At 71.6% G+C, this 15,911-nt stretch carries 15 protein-coding genes, 1 tRNA gene and 1 pseudogene; 10 read left to right on the top strand and 7 right to left on the bottom strand.

Annotated elements, in window-relative coordinates; genetic code table 11:
* Positions 1 to 240 precede the first annotated feature (240 nt).
* Positions 241 to 915, top strand: a complete 675-nt coding sequence (locus ACF08D_RS20860; protein WP_156693126.1) for a Crp/Fnr family transcriptional regulator — start codon at positions 241 to 243, stop codon at positions 913 to 915.
* A gap of 122 nt (positions 916 to 1,037) precedes the next feature.
* Here ACF08D_RS20860 and ACF08D_RS20865 read toward each other — a convergent pair whose 3' ends face one another.
* From ACF08D_RS20865 to ACF08D_RS20880, 4 genes are all read right to left on the bottom strand, one after another.
* Positions 1,038 to 1,868, bottom strand: coding sequence for an MBL fold metallo-hydrolase (locus ACF08D_RS20865; protein WP_392224237.1), 831 nt, complete (start codon positions 1,866 to 1,868; stop codon positions 1,038 to 1,040).
* Positions 1,865 to 2,866 (bottom strand): NUDIX hydrolase, encoded by a 1,002-nt coding sequence (locus tag ACF08D_RS20870; protein WP_392224238.1) that lies wholly within the window; start codon positions 2,864 to 2,866, stop codon positions 1,865 to 1,867. The genes ACF08D_RS20865 and ACF08D_RS20870 overlap by 4 nt, the downstream gene beginning before the upstream one ends.
* 126 nt (positions 2,867 to 2,992) lie before the next feature.
* A complete protein-coding gene (locus tag ACF08D_RS20875; RefSeq protein WP_392224239.1) occupies positions 2,993 to 3,463 on the bottom strand; it encodes a RidA family protein in 471 nt (156 codons plus the stop codon).
* On the bottom strand, positions 3,460 to 3,618 hold the full coding sequence (locus ACF08D_RS20880; RefSeq protein ID WP_019992579.1) for a DUF4177 domain-containing protein: 159 nt from the start codon (positions 3,616 to 3,618) through the stop codon (positions 3,460 to 3,462). Before ACF08D_RS20880 ends, ACF08D_RS20875 begins: the two co-directional genes overlap by 4 nt.
* Positions 3,619 to 3,690: 72 nt before the next feature.
* Between ACF08D_RS20880 and ACF08D_RS20885 the strand changes: the two genes are divergently transcribed.
* Together ACF08D_RS20885 and ACF08D_RS20890 are read left to right on the top strand one after the other, a co-directional pair.
* Entirely contained in the window at positions 3,691 to 4,653 is a 963-nt protein-coding gene (locus ACF08D_RS20885; RefSeq protein ID WP_392224240.1) for an ArsA family ATPase, read from the top strand.
* Positions 4,650 to 6,038 carry an ArsA family ATPase gene (locus ACF08D_RS20890; RefSeq protein WP_392224241.1) on the top strand — a complete coding sequence of 463 codons (1,389 nt, stop codon included), beginning with the start codon at positions 4,650 to 4,652 and terminating at the stop codon, positions 6,036 to 6,038. Before ACF08D_RS20885 ends, ACF08D_RS20890 begins: the two co-directional genes overlap by 4 nt.
* 70 nt (positions 6,039 to 6,108) lie before the next feature.
* Here the strand turns inward: ACF08D_RS20890 and ACF08D_RS20895 are convergent, their stop codons facing one another.
* On the bottom strand, positions 6,109 to 6,453 hold the full coding sequence (locus tag ACF08D_RS20895) for a WhiB family transcriptional regulator (protein WP_058940833.1): 345 nt from the start codon (positions 6,451 to 6,453) through the stop codon (positions 6,109 to 6,111).
* Between the two features lie 648 nt (positions 6,454 to 7,101).
* Here ACF08D_RS20895 and ACF08D_RS20900 point away from each other — a divergent pair.
* Positions 7,102 to 9,366, top strand: coding sequence for a transglycosylase domain-containing protein (locus tag ACF08D_RS20900; protein WP_392224242.1), 2,265 nt, complete (start codon positions 7,102 to 7,104; stop codon positions 9,364 to 9,366).
* A gap of 102 nt (positions 9,367 to 9,468) precedes the next feature.
* Here the strand turns inward: ACF08D_RS20900 and ACF08D_RS20905 are convergent, their stop codons facing one another.
* Positions 9,469 to 9,933 (bottom strand): GatB/YqeY domain-containing protein, encoded by a 465-nt coding sequence (locus ACF08D_RS20905; protein ID WP_392224243.1) that lies wholly within the window; start codon positions 9,931 to 9,933, stop codon positions 9,469 to 9,471.
* A gap of 78 nt (positions 9,934 to 10,011) precedes the next feature.
* On the opposite strand from ACF08D_RS20905, the gene ACF08D_RS20910 reads away from it, so the two are divergent.
* Together ACF08D_RS20910 and ACF08D_RS20915 are read left to right on the top strand one after the other, a co-directional pair.
* Entirely contained in the window at positions 10,012 to 10,950 is a 939-nt protein-coding gene (locus tag ACF08D_RS20910; protein WP_392224244.1) for a metallophosphoesterase, read from the top strand.
* Between the two features lie 134 nt (positions 10,951 to 11,084).
* A tRNA-Pro gene (locus ACF08D_RS20915) sits at positions 11,085 to 11,158 on the top strand.
* Between the two features lie 67 nt (positions 11,159 to 11,225).
* Here ACF08D_RS20915 and ACF08D_RS20920 read toward each other — a convergent pair.
* Positions 11,226 to 11,941, bottom strand: a pseudogene (locus tag ACF08D_RS20920) (site-specific integrase); the annotation flags it as partial.
* 202 nt (positions 11,942 to 12,143) lie between these two features.
* Between ACF08D_RS20920 and ACF08D_RS20925 the strand changes: the two are divergent.
* From ACF08D_RS20925 to ACF08D_RS20940, 4 genes are all read left to right on the top strand, one after another.
* On the top strand, positions 12,144 to 12,608 hold the full coding sequence (locus ACF08D_RS20925) for a hypothetical protein (RefSeq protein ID WP_392224245.1): 465 nt from the start codon (positions 12,144 to 12,146) through the stop codon (positions 12,606 to 12,608).
* 422 nt (positions 12,609 to 13,030) lie between these two features.
* Positions 13,031 to 13,318 carry a hypothetical protein gene (locus tag ACF08D_RS20930; protein ID WP_392224246.1) on the top strand — a complete coding sequence of 96 codons (288 nt, stop codon included), beginning with the start codon at positions 13,031 to 13,033 and terminating at the stop codon, positions 13,316 to 13,318.
* Positions 13,319 to 13,564: 246 nt separating this feature from the next.
* Positions 13,565 to 14,041 carry a hypothetical protein gene (locus ACF08D_RS20935; protein ID WP_392224247.1) on the top strand — a complete coding sequence of 159 codons (477 nt, stop codon included), beginning with the start codon at positions 13,565 to 13,567 and terminating at the stop codon, positions 14,039 to 14,041.
* Between the two features lie 34 nt (positions 14,042 to 14,075).
* Positions 14,076 to 15,896, top strand: a complete 1,821-nt coding sequence (locus ACF08D_RS20940; protein WP_392224248.1) for a prolyl oligopeptidase family serine peptidase — start codon at positions 14,076 to 14,078, stop codon at positions 15,894 to 15,896.
* Positions 15,897 to 15,911: the final 15 nt, after the last annotated feature.

A 15,911-nucleotide genomic window follows, 5' to 3' on the forward strand; every position in this document is an offset into this window, starting at 1 on the left:
TTCCCCGGACACTCTTCCGGCCCCCTCGGCCTGCGCTCTCACCGGCGAATTGGACACCCGGCCAGCCTAAGGGCCACCGCCGACATCCGCCCCGGCCACAGACGATCACGACCCAATCGGGCCCCTGCCGTACGGACACGCGTACCAGTGCGTCAAACTTGTTGTGATTGATCGCACTGTTTTACCGTCCGGCATCATGGGACCCAATGTCCCTGAGCAGGTCGACATAGGAGAGAACTCGTGGACGACGTTCTGCGGCGCGCCCCGCTCTTCGCGGCGCTCGATGACGAGCAGGCCGCGGAGCTCCGCGCCTCGATGAGTGAAGCTACGCTCGCCCGCGGCGACGCGCTCTTCCACGAGGGCGACCCGGGCGACCGGCTCTACGTGGTCACCGAGGGCAAGGTGAAGCTCCACCGCACGTCGCCCGACGGGCGCGAGAACATGCTCGCCGTCCTGGGCCCCGGCGAGCTGATCGGCGAGCTGTCCCTCTTCGACCCGGGCCCCCGTACGGCCACCGCCACCGCCCTGACCGAGGTCAAGCTCCTCGGGCTCGGCCACGGCGACCTCCAGCCCTGGCTGAACGCGCGCCCCGAGGTGGCCACCGCCCTCCTGCGCGCGGTCGCCCGCCGGCTGCGCAAGACCAACGACCAGATGTCCGACCTGGTCTTCTCCGACGTCCCGGGCCGTGTCGCCCGTGCGCTCCTGGACCTCTCGCGGCGCTTCGGCGTGCAGTCCGAGGAGGGCATCCACGTGGTGCACGACCTCACCCAGGAGGAGCTGGCCCAGCTCGTCGGCGCCTCCCGCGAGACGGTCAACAAGGCGCTCGCGGACTTCGCGGGCCGCGGCTGGCTGCGCCTGGAGGCGCGTGCCGTGATCCTGCTGGACGTCGAGCGGCTCGCCAAGCGCTCCCGCTAGCGCCCCGGCTCCACCCGCGTACGAGGAGGGCCGCCCCGGATCGCCGGGGCGGCCCTCCTCGCCGTACCGCCGCCCGCCGCCGGTCCCGGCCCCGCCCACGAGTCGGCGGGGCCGGGACCGGCTCAGATCAGGCCGTGCTCCGAGAGGTACTCCAGCTGCGCGCGTACGGACAGCTCGGCCGCGGGCCACAGGGACCTATCGACGTCCGCGTACACGTGCGCCACGACCTCCGGCGCCGTGCGGTACCCGTCCTCGACGGCCGTCTCGACCTGGGCGAGCCGCGAGGCGCGGTGGGCCAGGTAGAACTCGACCGCCCCCTGGGCGTCCTCCAGCACCGGCCCGTGGCCCGGCAGCACGGTGTGGACGCCGTCGTCGACGGTCAGCGACCGCAGCCGGCGCAGCGAGTCCAGGTAGTCGCCGAGCCGCCCGTCGGGGTGGGCCACCATCGTCGTACCGCGCCCGAGGATCGTGTCGCCGGTCAGCACCGCCCGGTCGGCCGGCAGGTGGAAGCTGAGCGAGTCCGCGGTGTGGCCGGGCGTCGGGACCACGCGCAGGACCAGGCCGCCGACCTCGATCGCCCTCCCCGCCGCGAGGCCCTCGTCACCGAGCCGCAGCGCCGGGTCCAGGGCGCGTACGGCGGTGCCGGTCAGCTCCGCGAACCGTCCCGCGCCCTCGGCGTGGTCCGGATGGCCGTGCGTCAGCAGCGTCAGTGCGACCCGCTTGCCGAGGCTCTCGGCGGTGTCGACCACCCGCCGCAGATGGCCCTCGTCCAGGGGGCCGGGGTCGACCACCACGGCGAGGTCGGAGTCCGGCTCGGAGAGCAGCCAGGTGTTGGTGCCGTCCAGCGTCATGGCGGACGGGTTGGGCGCGAGGACGTTGACGGCCCGCGCGGTGGCCGGACCGGACGTCACCGCTCCACGCGGCTGCCCGGGAAGTGCGGCGGCGTCACTCATCCCTGCTCCTCCCCCACAACGTCCCCCGCGCCGGTACGGGCCCCCGGCTCGGTCCGTGCACCCGACTCCGTACGAGCACGCGCTCCCGGCCCCGTACGAGCACCCGACTCCGTACGCGCTCCCGGCTCCGTGCCGACCCGTTTGGTGAACTCTTCGTGCCCCGGCCAGGTCAGCACGACCTCGCCGTCCTCCAGGCGGGCCTGCGCCAGTACGGGGGCGAGGTCCTGGTCCGCGGCGGCCGCGAGCGCCTCGGCGGGCGTCCCGTACGGCTCCAGGGACCGGAGCGTGGCGATGGTGGGCGGCATCATCAGCAGCTCGCCCTTGTCGTAGCCGGCCGCCGCGTCCGCGGGGCGGATCCAGACGGTGCGGTCGGCCTCGGTGGAGGCGTTGGAGGCGCGCTGGCCCTCCGGGAGGGCGGCCACGAAGAACCAGGTGTCGTAGCGGCGCGGTTCGAACTCCGGGGTGATCCAGCGGGCCCAGGCGCCCAGCAGGTCCGAGCGCAGCACCAGGCCGCGGGCCTCCAGGAAGTCGGCGAAGGCCAGCTCGCGGGCGACCAGGGCCAGCCGGTCGGCCTCCCAGTCCTCGCCCGTGGTGTCCGCGACGACGGAGCCGGCGGTCGGGCCGGCGAGCAGGACGCCGGACTCCTCGAACGTCTCGCGCACCGCGGCGCACACCACGGCCTGCGCCTCGGCGGGCCCGGCGACCCCGAGCCGGGCCGCCCACGCGGCGGGCGGCGGGCCCGCCCAGCGCACCGGCTGCTCGTCGCGGGGATCGACGCCGCCACCCGGATAGGCGTACGCGCCGCCGGCGAAAGCCATCGACGTACGGCGGCGCAGCATGTGCACCTCGGGCCCGGTGGGCCCGACCGCTCCCGGGGCGGGCTGCCGCAGCAGCAGGACGGTCGCGGCGCGCCGGGGCTCCGCGACCGTGAGCGTGCCGCCGGCGAGCGCGCGAATGCGGTCGGGCCACTCCGGGGGGTACCACTGACCATTGGGCATGGCCGGATGCTATGCGCATCCGGCGGGATGTTCGAGAGGAAAGATGGATACGGCAACGGCCCCGCGCCCACCGGGGCTCGGGGCCGTGTGCGGCCGTACGGCAAAACCGCCGGAACCGGTGACCGGTCAGTCCGCGACCAGCTCCACCTGGATCTCGACCTCGACCGGCGCGTCCAGCGGGAGCACCGCGACGCCCACCGCGCTGCGCGCGTGGACGCCCTTGTCGCCCAGGACCTCGCCCAGCAGCTCGCTGGCGCCGTTGAGGACGGCCGGCTGCCCGGTGAAGTCCGACGCGGAGGCGACGAACCCGACGACCTTCACCACGCGTGCGATCCGGTCCAGGTCCCCGGCGACCGACTTCACGGCGGCCAGCGCGTTCAGCGCGCAGATCCGCGCGAGCTTCCTGGCCTCCTCCGGCGTGACCTCGGCGCCCACCTTGCCGGTGACCGGAAGCTTGCCGTCCACCATGGGGAGCTGGCCCGCCGTGTACACGTACACGCCCGACCGGACCGCCGGCTGGTACGACGCCAGCGGCGGCACCACGTCCGGCAGGGTCAGCCCCAGCTCGGCGAGGGTCGCCTCCACCCGGCCGGTCACGGCTTCTCCCGCTTCAGGTACGCCACGAGCTGCTCGGGGTTGTTCGGCCCGGGAACGACCTGGACGAGCTCCCAGCCGTCCTCGCCCCAGGTGTCCAGAATCTGCTTGGTCGCGTGCACGAGAAGGGGCACGGTCGCGTATTCCCACTTGGTCATGGGGCCGACTGTATCCGCTGCCGAAGGCAGCCTCCTGCGTAGCCCGCGGCGGGACTGGTTAGGCTCGAATACGTGAGCAGGCTCCAGGTCGTCAGCGGCAAGGGCGGTACCGGTAAGACGACGGTGGCCGCAGCCCTCGCGCTCGCCCTCGCGACCGAGGGCAGGCGGACCCTCCTCGTCGAGGTCGAGGGCAGGCAGGGCATCGCACAACTCTTCGAGACGGAGGCGCTGCCGTACGAGGAACGGAAGATCGCCGTCGCTCCCGGCGGCGGTGAGGTGTTCGCCCTGGCCATCGACGCCGAGCGGGCGCTCCTCGACTACCTCCAGATGTTCTACAAGCTCGGCTCGGCGGGCCGGGCCCTCAAGAAGCTCGGCGCCATCGACTTCGCCACCACGGTCGCCCCCGGCGTACGGGACGTCCTGCTGACCGGCAAGGCGTGCGAGGCGGTGCGCCGGCGGGAGAAACAGGGGGGCTTCGTGTACGACCACGTCGTCATGGACGCCCCTCCCACCGGCCGCATCACCCGCTTCCTGAACGTCAACGACGAGGTGGCGGGCCTGGCGAAGATCGGCCCGATACACCATCAGGCGCAGGCCGTGATGCGGGTCCTGAAGTCCCCGGAGACGGCCGTGCACCTGGTGACCCTCCTGGAGGAGATGCCGGTGCAGGAGACCGCCGACGGCATCGCCGAGCTGCGTGAGGCGGACCTCCCGGTGGGCGGGGTCGTGGTCAACATGGTCCGCCCGCACGTGCTGGACGAGGACGCGGTACGGGCGGCGGCCGGCGACCACCGGGAGGACATCACCGGGGCGCTCGCCGCGGCGGGCATCGGCGACCCGGCCGGGCTGGTCGGGCCGCTGCTGGACCAGGCCGCCGAGCACGCCCAGCGCGTGGAGCTGGAGCGGGAGCAGCGCGAGACGCTGGCGAAGCTCCAGGTCCCGACGTACGAGCTGCCCTTCCTCGGGGAGGGCGCGGACATCGCGGGTGTCTACCGGCTGGCCAAGGAACTGAGAAAGCTCGGGGTGGGCGCATGACTCTCGACGGGGCTCCCGGCCTGGAGGTCGACCCGCTGCTCGACGACCCGGCGACCCGGATCGTGGTGTGCTGCGGCGCGGGCGGGGTGGGCAAGACGACGACGGCGGCGGCGCTGGGCGTACGCGCGGCGGAGCGCGGCCGCAAGGTCGTCGTCCTCACCATCGACCCGGCCCGCCGGCTCGCCCAGTCCATGGGCATCGACCAGCTCGACAACACCCCGCGCCGGGTGGGCGGCATCAGGGGCGGCGGCGAACTGCACGCCATGATGCTGGACATGAAGCGCACCTTCGACGAGATCGTCGAGGGGCACTCGGACCCGGCGCGGGCCGCCGCCATCCTGGCCAACCCCTTCTACCAGTCCCTGTCGGCCGGCTTCGCGGGCACGCAGGAGTACATGGCGATGGAGAAGCTGGGCCAGCTGCGGGCGCGCGACGAGTGGGACCTGATCGTGGTCGACACCCCGCCGTCGCGGTCGGCGCTGGACTTCCTGGACGCGCCGAAGCGGCTGGGGTCGTTCCTGGACGGCACCTTCATCAAGCTGCTGATGGCGCCGGCGAAGGTGGGCGGCCGGGCGGGGATGAAGTTCCTGAACGTCGGCATGTCGATGATGAGCGGCACGCTGGGGAAGCTGCTGGGCGGTCAGCTCCTCGGCGACGTACAGACCTTCGTGGCGGCCATGGACACCATGTTCGGCGGCTTCCGTACGCGGGCGGACGCCACCTACCGGCTGCTCCAGGCGCCGGGCACGGCCTTCCTGGTGGTCGCCGCGCCGGAGCGGGACGCGCTGCGGGAGGCGGCGTACTTCGTGGAGCGGCTGGCGGCGGAGCGGATGCCGCTGGCGGGGCTGGTGCTCAACCGCGTCCACGGCAGCGGGGCCGCGCGGCTGTCGGCCGAGCGGGCGCTGGCCGCCGCGGAAAATCTTGAAGAGGGCCGCATTGTGGATCAGGGCGACGGGAAGACTGGTGTTCGTGGCCCCGAGGCCCACTCCCCCGAGCCCGAGGCCGGCCACTCCACGGCGTCAGCCCGTACCCGTACCGACCGCGCCGGCGATCGTACGACCGACAGCGCCGCCGTGGCCGATGCCGCAGTGACCGACAGCGCCGCCGTGGCCGAGGGCGCCGTGGCCGATGGCGCGGGGACCGACGGTGTCGGGACCGCAGTCGCCGCCGCCGCGCCGCCCGCCGTCGCCCAGCTGACGGCGGGTCTGCTGCGCCTCCACGCGGAGCGGATGCAGGTGCTGGCTCGGGAGCGGCGCACGCGGGACCGGTTCGCCTCGCTCCATCCCGAGGTGGCGGTGACCGAAGTGCCCGCGCTCCCGGGTGATGTGCACGATCTGGACGGCCTGCGCGCCATCGGCGACCGTCTGGCGGCCGGTCACATGTGACGGCCGTGACAGCAGTGACGGCCGTGGGGGCCGGTGGGGATGCCGGTGAACGCCCGTCCCGGGCGGCCGGCTAACCGACCGCCGCGTACGTCTCGTACGTCTCGTCGTCGTCCAGCGCGACGGGCAGGATGCCCGCGCTCCGCTCGTACTCCGTGCGCGCCGTCTCCAGCAGGCGGCGCCACGACGTCACCGTCGGCCGGCGCCGGAGCAGCGCGCGCCGCTCACGTTCCGTCATCCCGCCCCACACGCCGAACTCGACGCGGTTGTCCAGCGCGTCGGCCAGGCACTCCGTCCGCACCGGACACCCGGTGCACACCGCCTTGGCCCTGTTCTGCGCCGCTCCTTGTACGAACAGTTCGTCCGGATCGGTAGTGCGGCAGGCGGCCTGCGCACTCCAGTCAGCTACCCAGCCCATACCGGCGCCGTCCTCTCCCGAATCGAGGCTCCCCCACGGCGGCAGCGGCATATTCACCGCCACCAGTTGAGGACGTTACGGAAGGTGGGCACAGCGCAACACCCCCTTCGGGCCCAATCTTGAATGGTCCGAACGGACTATGCGTACGCGGCAGATCACCCAGGGGAGTGAGCGACAGACATGCGTCATAAAAGACGCGGGGCGGGGCGATCCGGTTGAGCGCCCCCCGGAATCACCGGGCGGACGGCCGCACGCGGCGGGGAAAACCGGTCGTACGGCATAAGTACTGACGGGGACAACGGGTCAACATGGGTTGACCACTGAGGGGGACCGGCGCGGCTCGGAATCGGGGCCCGGGGGGAGGTGGGGGGACGCCGTGGCCGCAACTGCTGTGACAGTTGTGAATAGCTTAGGCCAATGCCTGGCCGCGTGTCCGGAAAACGAGGAGGAACGTCCCGCCCGGCCCCGCGCCGGCGCCCGCCTCGCCCCCGGGCACCCACCCGGCCGCGCCCGGCCGCCGGGGTGACCCCCACCCCGTCCGCCCGATCGGGCAAAGGCACCCTCCCGGATGTCACAACCTGGTACGCGAACGGCCCGGAGGGCACCCGCTCCCTCGGAACGCCACCACCGACGGATTAGGCTGCTGCCATGCCAAAAAAGCGCTCGGGCGGTGGTCTGACCGGGACCCAGCAGGCCGCCAAGTTCGTCGGTGTCAGCGTGCTCGCCGGAGCCGTCCTGGCGGGGATCGCCCTGCCCGCCGCGGGAGCGCTGGGGCTCGCGGCGAAGGGCACGGTGCAGGGCTTCGACGAGATCCCGGCCAACCTCAAGCGCCCCCCGCTGAGCCAGCGCACCACGATCCTGGACTCGCAGGGCGGCCAGATCGCCACGGTCTACTCCCGTGACCGCACGGTGGTGGACCTGAAGGACATCTCCCCGTACATGCAGAAGGCGATCGTCGCGATCGAGGACTCGCGCTTCTACGAGCACGGGGCCATCGACCTCAAGGGCGTCCTGCGCGCCCTCAACCGCAACGCCCAGTCCGGCGGTGTGGCCCAGGGCGCCTCGACGCTGACCCAGCAGTATGTGAAGAACGTCTTCGTGGAGGAGGCCGGCGACGACCCCGACAAGGTCGCCGAGGCCACCCAGCAGACCCTCGGCCGCAAGATCCAGGAGCTGAAGTACGCGATCCAGGTCGAGGAGGAGCTGGGGAAGAAGAAGATCCTGGAGAACTACCTCAACATCACCTTCTTCGGCCAGCAGGCGTACGGCATCGAGGCCGCCGCCCAGCGGTACTTCTCCAAGCCCGCCAAGAACCTGTCCCTGGAGGAGTCGGCCATGCTGGCCGGGATCGTCCAGTCGCCGAGCCGCTACGACCCCGTCAACGACGTGGAGGAGGCCACCAAGCGCCGCAACGTCGTGCTGGCGCGCATGGCCGCGGTCGGGGACATCAGCGAGGCGGAGGCGGAGCGCGCCAAGGCGACGCCGATCAAGCTGAAGGTCAGCAAGCCCAAGAACGGCTGCATCACCGCCGTCGACGGCGCGGGCTTCTTCTGCGACTACGTACGCGAGGTCTTCCTCTCCCACCCGGTCTTCGGGAAGGACCGGGAGGAGCGCAACAAGGTCTGGAACCGGGGCGGCCTGACGATCCGGACCACGCTGGACCCGCAGTCGCAGAAGGCGGCGCAGGCGTCGATCAGCGAGCACGTCCACCAGACGGACAAGGTCGCCACGGCGGTGACCATGGTCCAGCCCGGCACGGGCAAGATCATGGCCATGGCGCAGTCCCGGCCGTACGGTTTCGGGAAGAACGAGACCCAGATCAACTACTCGGTCAACAAGAGCATGGGCGGGTCGAACTTCGGCTTCCCGGTCGGCTCGACGTTCAAGCCCTTCGTGGCCGCCGCCGCCCTGGAGCAGGGCAAGCCGCCGACGCAGACGTACTCCTCGCCGTACCGGATGCCCTATCCGCAGTCCGTGTCCACGTGCAGCGGCAAGCCCTGGCAGAACCAGGGGCAGAACGTGGAGAACGAGAACGAGGCCGAGGTCGGCCCGTACGCGCTGCGCGAGGCGATGGCCATGTCGGTCAACACGTACTTCGTGCAGATGATCGGCGAGATCGGGATGTGCCCGGTCATGGAGATGACCACCAAGCTGGGCGCCGTGCAGGGCAATGACGAGAAGCTGCCGGAGGTGCCCGCGATCTCGCTCGGCTCCAAGGGCATGTCGCCGCTGAACATGGCGAACGCGTACGCGACCTTCGCCAACCGGGGCACGTACTGCACCCCGACCGCCATCGAGGCGATCACCACCGCCGACGGCAGGAGCCTGAAGGTCCCGAAGACCGACTGCAGCAAGGCGATGTCCGAGCGGACCGCGGACTCGATCAACTCGCTGCTGAGCGGTGTGATCGACTCCGGTACGGGTGAGAAGGCGGGCCTGGGCAACCGCGACAACGCGGGCAAGACCGGTACCACCGACTCCCGGAAGAACGCCTGGTTCGTCGGCTACACCCCGAACATGGCGGGCGCCGTGTGGGTGGGCAGCCCCAGCCAGGACGTCGAGATGTTCTCCATCCGCATCGGCGGCCGCTACCACGCCAAGGTCTTCGGCGGCGAGGTGCCGGGCCCGATCTGGAAGGACGCCATGAACGGCGCCCTGGAGGGCCGTGAGGCGCCCGACTTCGTGGACATCCACATCCCCGAGGCGCCGAAGGACGGCAAGGGCACGGGCAAGCCCGGCGACAACAAGCCGGGCGGCGGCGGAGGCGGCGGCCAGGGCGGCGGTGGCGGCCAGGGCGGCCGGGACGGCGGCGCCGGCGGCGGTGACGACAAGCCCGGGAGGCCCTGGGGCGGCATCACCCTCCCGCCGGGCGTGATCGGCGGCGGCCAGGACGGCGGCGGCGGCTGGCGCTGACGCCGTACGCGGTACGACGAGCGAAGGGGCGCCCCCACCGGAGATCCGGCGGGGGCGCCCCTTCGTATGCAGTGGCCGCTCGGCTCGCGGGCTTGTGGCCGCTCAGCCGGCCAGCAGCTGCTTGACGACGGCGGCGACCCGGCCGCCCTCGGCGCGGCCGGCGACCTTGGGGTTCACGATCTTCATCACGGCACCCATCGCGCGCGGGCCCTCGGCACCGCCCGCCCGGGCCTCCTCGACGGCCTGGGCCACGATCTGCCGCAGCTCGTCGTCGCCGAGCTGCTTCGGCAGGTACGCGTCGAGAATGACGCCCTCCGCCCGCTCCCGCTCGGCCTGCTCGGCGCGGCCCCCCTGGCCGAACGCCTCGGCCGCCTCGCGGCGCTTCTTCGCCTCCTTGGCGATCACCTTCTGCACCTCGTCGTCGGAGAGCTCGCGCTTCTCCTTGCCCGCGACCTCCTCCTTGGTGATGGCGGCGAGGGTCAGGCGGAGCGTCGAGGAGCGCAGCTCGTCGCGGTCCTTGATCGCGGCGTTGAGGTCTTCCTGAAGCGTGGACTTGAGCGTGGTCATACGAACCAGTGTGGCAGGTGCCGTGACCTGCGCGCCCGCGCATTTCCCGCGCCCCGGCGGTTCTGGGACGATGGCGCCATGCGCGCGCGATACGGAGTCCCCCTGAAAGTCACCGCAGGAATCGCAGCGGTCGGCGCGGCCGGCCTGGCCTACGCCGCCGGGTTCGAGGCCCGCTCCTTCCGTCTCCGCCGGATCACCCTCCCCGTCCTGCCCCAGGGCACCCGGCCCCTGCGGATGCTCCAGGTCTCGGACATCCACATGGTGAGCGGCCAGCGGAAGAAGCGGGCGTGGCTCCAGGCGCTCGCCGGGCTGCGCCCCGACTTCGTGGTGAACACCGGGGACAACCTCTCGGACCCGGACGGTGTGCCGGAGCTGCTGGACGCGCTGGGCCCGCTGCTCCAGTTCCCCGGTGTGTACGTCTTCGGCTCCAACGACTACTACGGCCCCAAGCTCCGCAACCCGGCCCGCTACCTGATCGAGAAGGCCCAGGGCCGGCACGGCCTGAACGGCAACGCCCCGGCCGTGGGGGCCGTCCACAACCCGTGGGAGGACATCCGGGACGCCTTCGACGCGGCGGGCTGGCTGAACCTCACCAACACCCGCGGGCGCCTGAAGCTGGAGGGCCTGGAGCTGGCCTTCACGGGCCTGGACGACCCGCACATCAAGCGGGACCGGTACGAGCGGGTCGCCGGCGGCCCGGAACCGGACGCGGACCTGTCCCTGGCCGTCGTCCACGCCCCATACCTGCGCACCCTGGACGCGTTCACCGCCGACGGCTACCCCGTGATCCTTGCGGGCCACACCCACGGCGGCCAGCTGTGCGTCCCCTTCTACGGGGCGCTGGTCACCAACTGCGACCTCGACACCGAGCGCGTGAAGGGCCTGTCGACCCACGAGGCGGGCGGCAACACCGCGTACCTCCACGTCTCGGCGGGCTGCGGCACCAACCGCTACACCCCGGTCCGCTTCGCCTGCCCCCCGGAGGCCACGCTGCTGACGCTGACCCCGCGGGGCTGACGCCGGCCCCGGGGGCGCGACAGGGCCCGGGAAGGCCCCGCGCGGCCGGGCGCCCGGGGCGGTCCGAAACCGGATTTCGTCCCCGGGCCCCGGTGGGCTAAAGTAAACGACGTCGCCGCGACAACCGGCGACATCGGGGTGTGGCGCAGCTTGGCAGCGCGCTTCGTTCGGGACGAAGAGGTCGTGGGTTCAAATCCCGCCACCCCGACAGCTGAAACACCAGGTGAGGCACCTACGGATATCCGTAGGTGCCTCACCTGTTTCTGTCTGCGTGACTACCGCTTCCCGCGTGTCCACAGTCGCTGCGGATCCACGCCGAAGATCCCGTCCATGACCACGGCACCAGTCTGGATCACGGGGCGGATCTGCTTCCGGTAGACCTCTTCGGTGACGGCCGTCCCCGAGTGCCCGACAAGACGCGAGATCACTTCCAGCGGGACGCCACGGTCGGAGAGCAGAGACACGAAGCTGTGCCGGAGCTCCCGGGGCGTCCACTCGTCGGCGTTGATCCCATTCACGTCCTTGAGCGCCCTGCCGGAAGGCGCGGCGGACATTGGCCGCATCGAGGGGCTTGCCCAGCCGAGGAGAGGACGAGCCCGTGTTCCTCCCACTCCTCGTCAGCGGCGAGCCGGTCCCACCCCTGGTCTTCGACGCAGCGCGCCGGCAGGGCCAGCGTTCGCCGGGACTTCCGGGTCTTGGTATCTCCACCCCGCCGGACCGAACGCCACACGGCGATGTGCGGGGGCTGGGGCGGATCGGCGTCCGGGATGCCCTTGAGGAAGACGTGATCCCAGGTGAGCGCCCGCAGTTCCTCCGTACGGGCTCCGGTCAGCAGAGCGACGACGATGTACGTGTACATCGAGGCCCCCTCTGCACCCTTGAGCACGGCTTCGGCCTGAGCAAGGGGCCCGTACGCGAGTGCCGGCAAGTGGGGTGTGGCGGTGGGGACTCCCATCCCGTCTGCCGTCGACCCAAGCGGAGCCGAGCAGACACGGCACCAGGCGCACTGCGCCTGCTCCACGGAGTGTGGGTCGACGGCAGACGGGATGGGTGTTCGGGGCGGGTGGTGGGCAGAGGCTCGGTGGGGCCCGCAAGCCCTGTCTCATACAGAGGCCCTACTCCCCTGGTATGCGCCGCAGCCGCTCCCGTGGAAAACGATCACAGACTGCCTTGAACCGTGGTCTTCTACAGGGGTGGAAGCCATAATCGCCAGCGCCATCGCCGTTTTGGGCACGCTGCTTGGTTCGGGGATCACCCTGGGAGTCCAGCGGCGCACCACTGAGAGAGGCCACCAGTTCACACGGGACGAGAAGCTGCGTCAGGAACGGCTGGACGCCTACACGGCCTACGCGGCGGCCTTGATCAACTATCGGCGGTGTCTCGTGCACCTCTGGTTCTGTACGCATGAGCAGCCTCCTCCGGAAGCCGCTGAGGCTGTGCAGATCCGGGCGTACGACCTCAGATCCAAGGCTCAGGAAGCTCTATTCCGCATGCAGATGCTCACCGACAATGAAGAGCTGAGCTGCGAGGGTGAACGCCTGCTTGCCGAGATCACGGCCGTACACAAGACCGACAGCCGGTCAGAGCTGGATCAACGAAGGACGCATACACGGGACGGCATTGCCCATCTCGTGAGGGTAGCGAAGCTACACCTCTGAAGTCAGCTGCTTGGCGGCCGGGGCGAACCTGGGCCATGAGGGGTCGTTGAGCGGTGAGTGTCCAACTGCGGGACAACGCCGACGAACAGTGGCGGGACTGCCGACTGATCGTCCTCACTCGCTCCGGGCAGTGGAGGCGCACAAGCCATGGGGCGCCGGGCGGCGTCGCCCCGGAGTTGGGCACGGTGGAGCCGCTGGGCCACTGGACCCGCAGGTCGTCGATGACAGGATCAAGGAGCTGGACGATCGCCAAGCCGGTAAAGGCCATGCACCCGCGCGCCACCTCTACCCGGACGATGAAGCGTTGCGGGATCAGCTCGGTGCGTCACCCTCGACGCCGATGGAGCACCGAAATTCTACGGCCCCAACTGAAGCCGTGCCGGGAATACAGTTGACGGTGTCACAGGAGGTGTGCACCGGGCATGAATGATCGCTTTGAGGGATTCCTCAATACCTATCTGGACCTTGAACAGGCGTACGACACGAGTGGGTACCTGCGGCCTACTTTGATGGGATGCAGCGAGTCGTACGTCGAAGCGGTGCGGGACGGCTTCACCGACATGCTTCGTGACGATTCCTTCGGGGTGGCGGAGTATGAGCGGCTTACGAACATCGAGTTTCCCGACAAAACCACCTTGCGGCATTACCTGCGGCATCTCTACGCCTATTTGTTCGAAGGCGCCCCGGAGCAGCCCATGCCGCCGGAGTAGGCATACGCGCGTGGGCCAGTACGGCGTACCGCCGGCTCGTCGGACGGTGTCGCCTACGACGCCGGGACCCAGGAGGTCCAGCCGCACGGTCGGCATGGCGCGATCAGCACATCGACCCCGGGAAACCCGCCCCGTCCCCGTACCGCCGTGAAAGAAGCTCATGAAGCGGCGGCTGCGCCACCTGGAACGTCACCCGGGTGGGTGGGTGCGGTGGCCGGGGGCGGGGGGGCGGGGGAGCGTGGGGGGATGAGTGATCAGGCGCCCGGGCCCGGCAGCGGGTCGGCACAGCACGCGTACGCGCATCACACCGGTGGCCCTCCCGAGGGTGGGGGGCGCGGTGGGTGGGCGGCCGGCGGGGTGATGCTCGCCGGCGTGCTGATGATGGTGGAGGGCGTGCTCGGGATGCTCCAGGGCATCGCCGGCATCGCCGAGGACGACGTCTACGGGCGCGTCGGGGAGTACGTCTTCGAGTTCAGCGTCAGCGCCTGGGGCTGGATCCACCTGGTGCTGGGGCTCCTCGTCGCCGTCATCGGCGCGGGCATCCTCAGCGGGGCCGAGTGGGCCAAGGCGGGCGGGGTGGCGCTGGCCGCGCTGGCGGTGATCGCCAACTTCATCTGGCTGCCGTACCAGCCGGTGTGGGCCATCGTGTCCATCGCGATCGGCGTCTTCGTGATCTGGGCGCTCTGCTCCGAGGACGCTCCCCCGCCGCCGCGGAGGCACTGACCCGGGACGTGCGGCCATCGGGTTTCATGGACGCATGACTGAGCCGACAGACGCACAGGTACAGGCCGCCATGCCCGACTGGGAGAGGCGGTTCCGGGCGCCTCGGGTGTCGCTGCCCGAGTGGGCGTGGGACGCGCCGGGCAGGGCGCTGTTCGTGTCGAACGCGACCGGGACGTACGAGCTGTACGCCTGGGACCGGGACAGCGGCGGGCAGCGGCAGGTCACCGACCGGCCCAACGGCACCACGGACGGGACGCTGTCGCCGGACGGCGAGTGGGTCTGGTGGTTCTCCGACACCGACGGTGACGAGTTCGGCGTGTGGATGCGCCAGCCGTTCGGCGGCGGGGACGACGAGCCGGCGGCGCCCGGGCTGGGGCCGGCGTACTCGGCGGGGCTGGCCATCGGGCGGGACGGGACCGTGGTCGTGGGGCGGTCCACCGACGAGGACGGATCGACCGTCCATGTACTGGCGCCCGGGCGCGAGCCGCTGGAGATCTACCGCCACCGGGAGTCGGCCGGCGTCGGGGACCTGTCGCACGACGGGACGCTGATCGCGCTGGAGCACACCGAGCACGGCGACGCCACCCACGCCGCGCTGCGGGTGGTCCGGCCGGACGGGACGGTCGTCGCCGAGCTGGACGACACCGCGGGCGGCACCGAGGAGCTGGGGCTGTCCGTGCTGGGCTTCGCCCCGGTCGACGGGGACACCCGGCTGCTGGTGGGGCACCAGCGGCGCGGGCGCTGGGAGCCGATGCTCTGGGACGTGGCGTCCGGCGAGGAGACCGACCTGGCGCTCGGGCTGCCCGGCGACGTGTCGGCGGAGTGGTGCCCGGACGGGGCCGGGCTGCTGGTGGTGCACAGCTTCGAGGCGCGCAGCGAGCTGTGGCGGTACGAGATCGCGAGCCGCGAGCTGGTACGGGTGGAGACCCCGCCCGGTTCGGTGTCCAGCGCGACCGCCCGCCCGGACGGCTCCTTCGAGTACCTGTGGTCGTCGGCCGCCCTGCCGCCGGCCGTGCGGTCCACCGCGGGCGGTGTCGTCCTCGACCCGCCCGGGATGAAGGCCCCGGCCTCGGTGCCCGTGGAGGACGTGTGGGTCGACGGCCCCGGCGGGCGGGTGCACGCGCTGGTGCAGCGCCCGGCCGGCGCGGAGGGGCCGCTGCCGACGGTGTTCGAGATCCACGGCGGTCCGACCTGGCACGACAGCGACGCCTACGCCGCCGCCCCGGCCGCCTGGGTCGACCACGGCTACGCGGTCGTCCGGGTCAACTACCGGGGCTCCACCGGCTACGGGCGGGCCTGGACGGACGCCCTCAAGCACCGGATCGGGCTGATCGAGCTGGAGGACATCGCGGCGGTACGGGAGTGGGCGGTGGCCTCCGGCCTGGCCGACCCCGCGCGCCTCGTCCTCACCGGCGGCTCCTGGGGCGGGTACCTCACGCTGCTCGGGCTCGGCACCCAGCCGGACGCCTGGGCGGTGGGCGTGGCCGCCGTACCGGTCGCGGACTACGTCGCCGCGTACGAGGACGAGATGGAGGCGCTGAAGGCCCTCGACCGGACGCTGCTCGGCGGGTCCCCGGAGGAGGTGCCGGAGCGGTTCGCGGCGTCCTCGCCGATCACGTACGTGGACCGGGTGACCGCGCCGGTGTACATCTCGGCCGGCGTCAACGACCCGCGCTGCCCCATCCGGCAGATCGACAACTACGTCGACCGGCTCGCCGCCCGCGGCGCGGTGCACGAGGTGTACCGCTACGACGCGGGGCACGGCTCGCTGGTGGTGGAGGAGCGGATCAAGCAGGTGCGGCTGGAGCTGGACTTCGCCGCCCGGCATCTGGGGCCCCGCGGGCGGGCGAAGTGACCGCGTTCCGTACCG

The organism is Streptomyces sp. NPDC015131 (assembly GCF_043079975.1).
Taxonomy (GTDB): domain Bacteria; phylum Actinomycetota; class Actinomycetes; order Streptomycetales; family Streptomycetaceae; genus Streptomyces.

Excerpts from the sequence above, each read along its gene's own strand:
- ACF08D_RS20935 (WP_392224247.1), top strand. The coding sequence starts at position 13,565 with ATGAGTGATCAGGCGCCCGGGCCCGGCAGCGGGTCGGCACAGCACGCG.
- ACF08D_RS20910 (WP_392224244.1), top strand. The coding sequence starts at position 10,012 with ATGCGCGCGCGATACGGAGTCCCCCTGAAAGTCACCGCAGGAATCGCA.
- ACF08D_RS20905 (WP_392224243.1), bottom strand. The coding sequence starts at position 9,933 with ATGACCACGCTCAAGTCCACGCTTCAGGAAGACCTCAACGCCGCGATC.
- ACF08D_RS20865 (WP_392224237.1), bottom strand. The coding sequence starts at position 1,868 with ATGAGTGACGCCGCCGCACTTCCCGGGCAGCCGCGTGGAGCGGTGACG.
- ACF08D_RS20930 (WP_392224246.1), top strand. The coding sequence starts at position 13,031 with ATGAATGATCGCTTTGAGGGATTCCTCAATACCTATCTGGACCTTGAA.
- ACF08D_RS20900 (WP_392224242.1), top strand. The coding sequence starts at position 7,102 with ATGCCAAAAAAGCGCTCGGGCGGTGGTCTGACCGGGACCCAGCAGGCC.
- ACF08D_RS20895 (WP_058940833.1), bottom strand. The coding sequence starts at position 6,453 with ATGGGCTGGGTAGCTGACTGGAGTGCGCAGGCCGCCTGCCGCACTACC.
- ACF08D_RS20940 (WP_392224248.1), top strand. The coding sequence starts at position 14,076 with ATGACTGAGCCGACAGACGCACAGGTACAGGCCGCCATGCCCGACTGG.
- ACF08D_RS20890 (WP_392224241.1), top strand. The coding sequence starts at position 4,650 with ATGACTCTCGACGGGGCTCCCGGCCTGGAGGTCGACCCGCTGCTCGAC.
- ACF08D_RS20880 (WP_019992579.1), bottom strand. The coding sequence starts at position 3,618 with ATGACCAAGTGGGAATACGCGACCGTGCCCCTTCTCGTGCACGCGACC.
- ACF08D_RS20870 (WP_392224238.1), bottom strand. The coding sequence starts at position 2,866 with ATGCCCAATGGTCAGTGGTACCCCCCGGAGTGGCCCGACCGCATTCGC.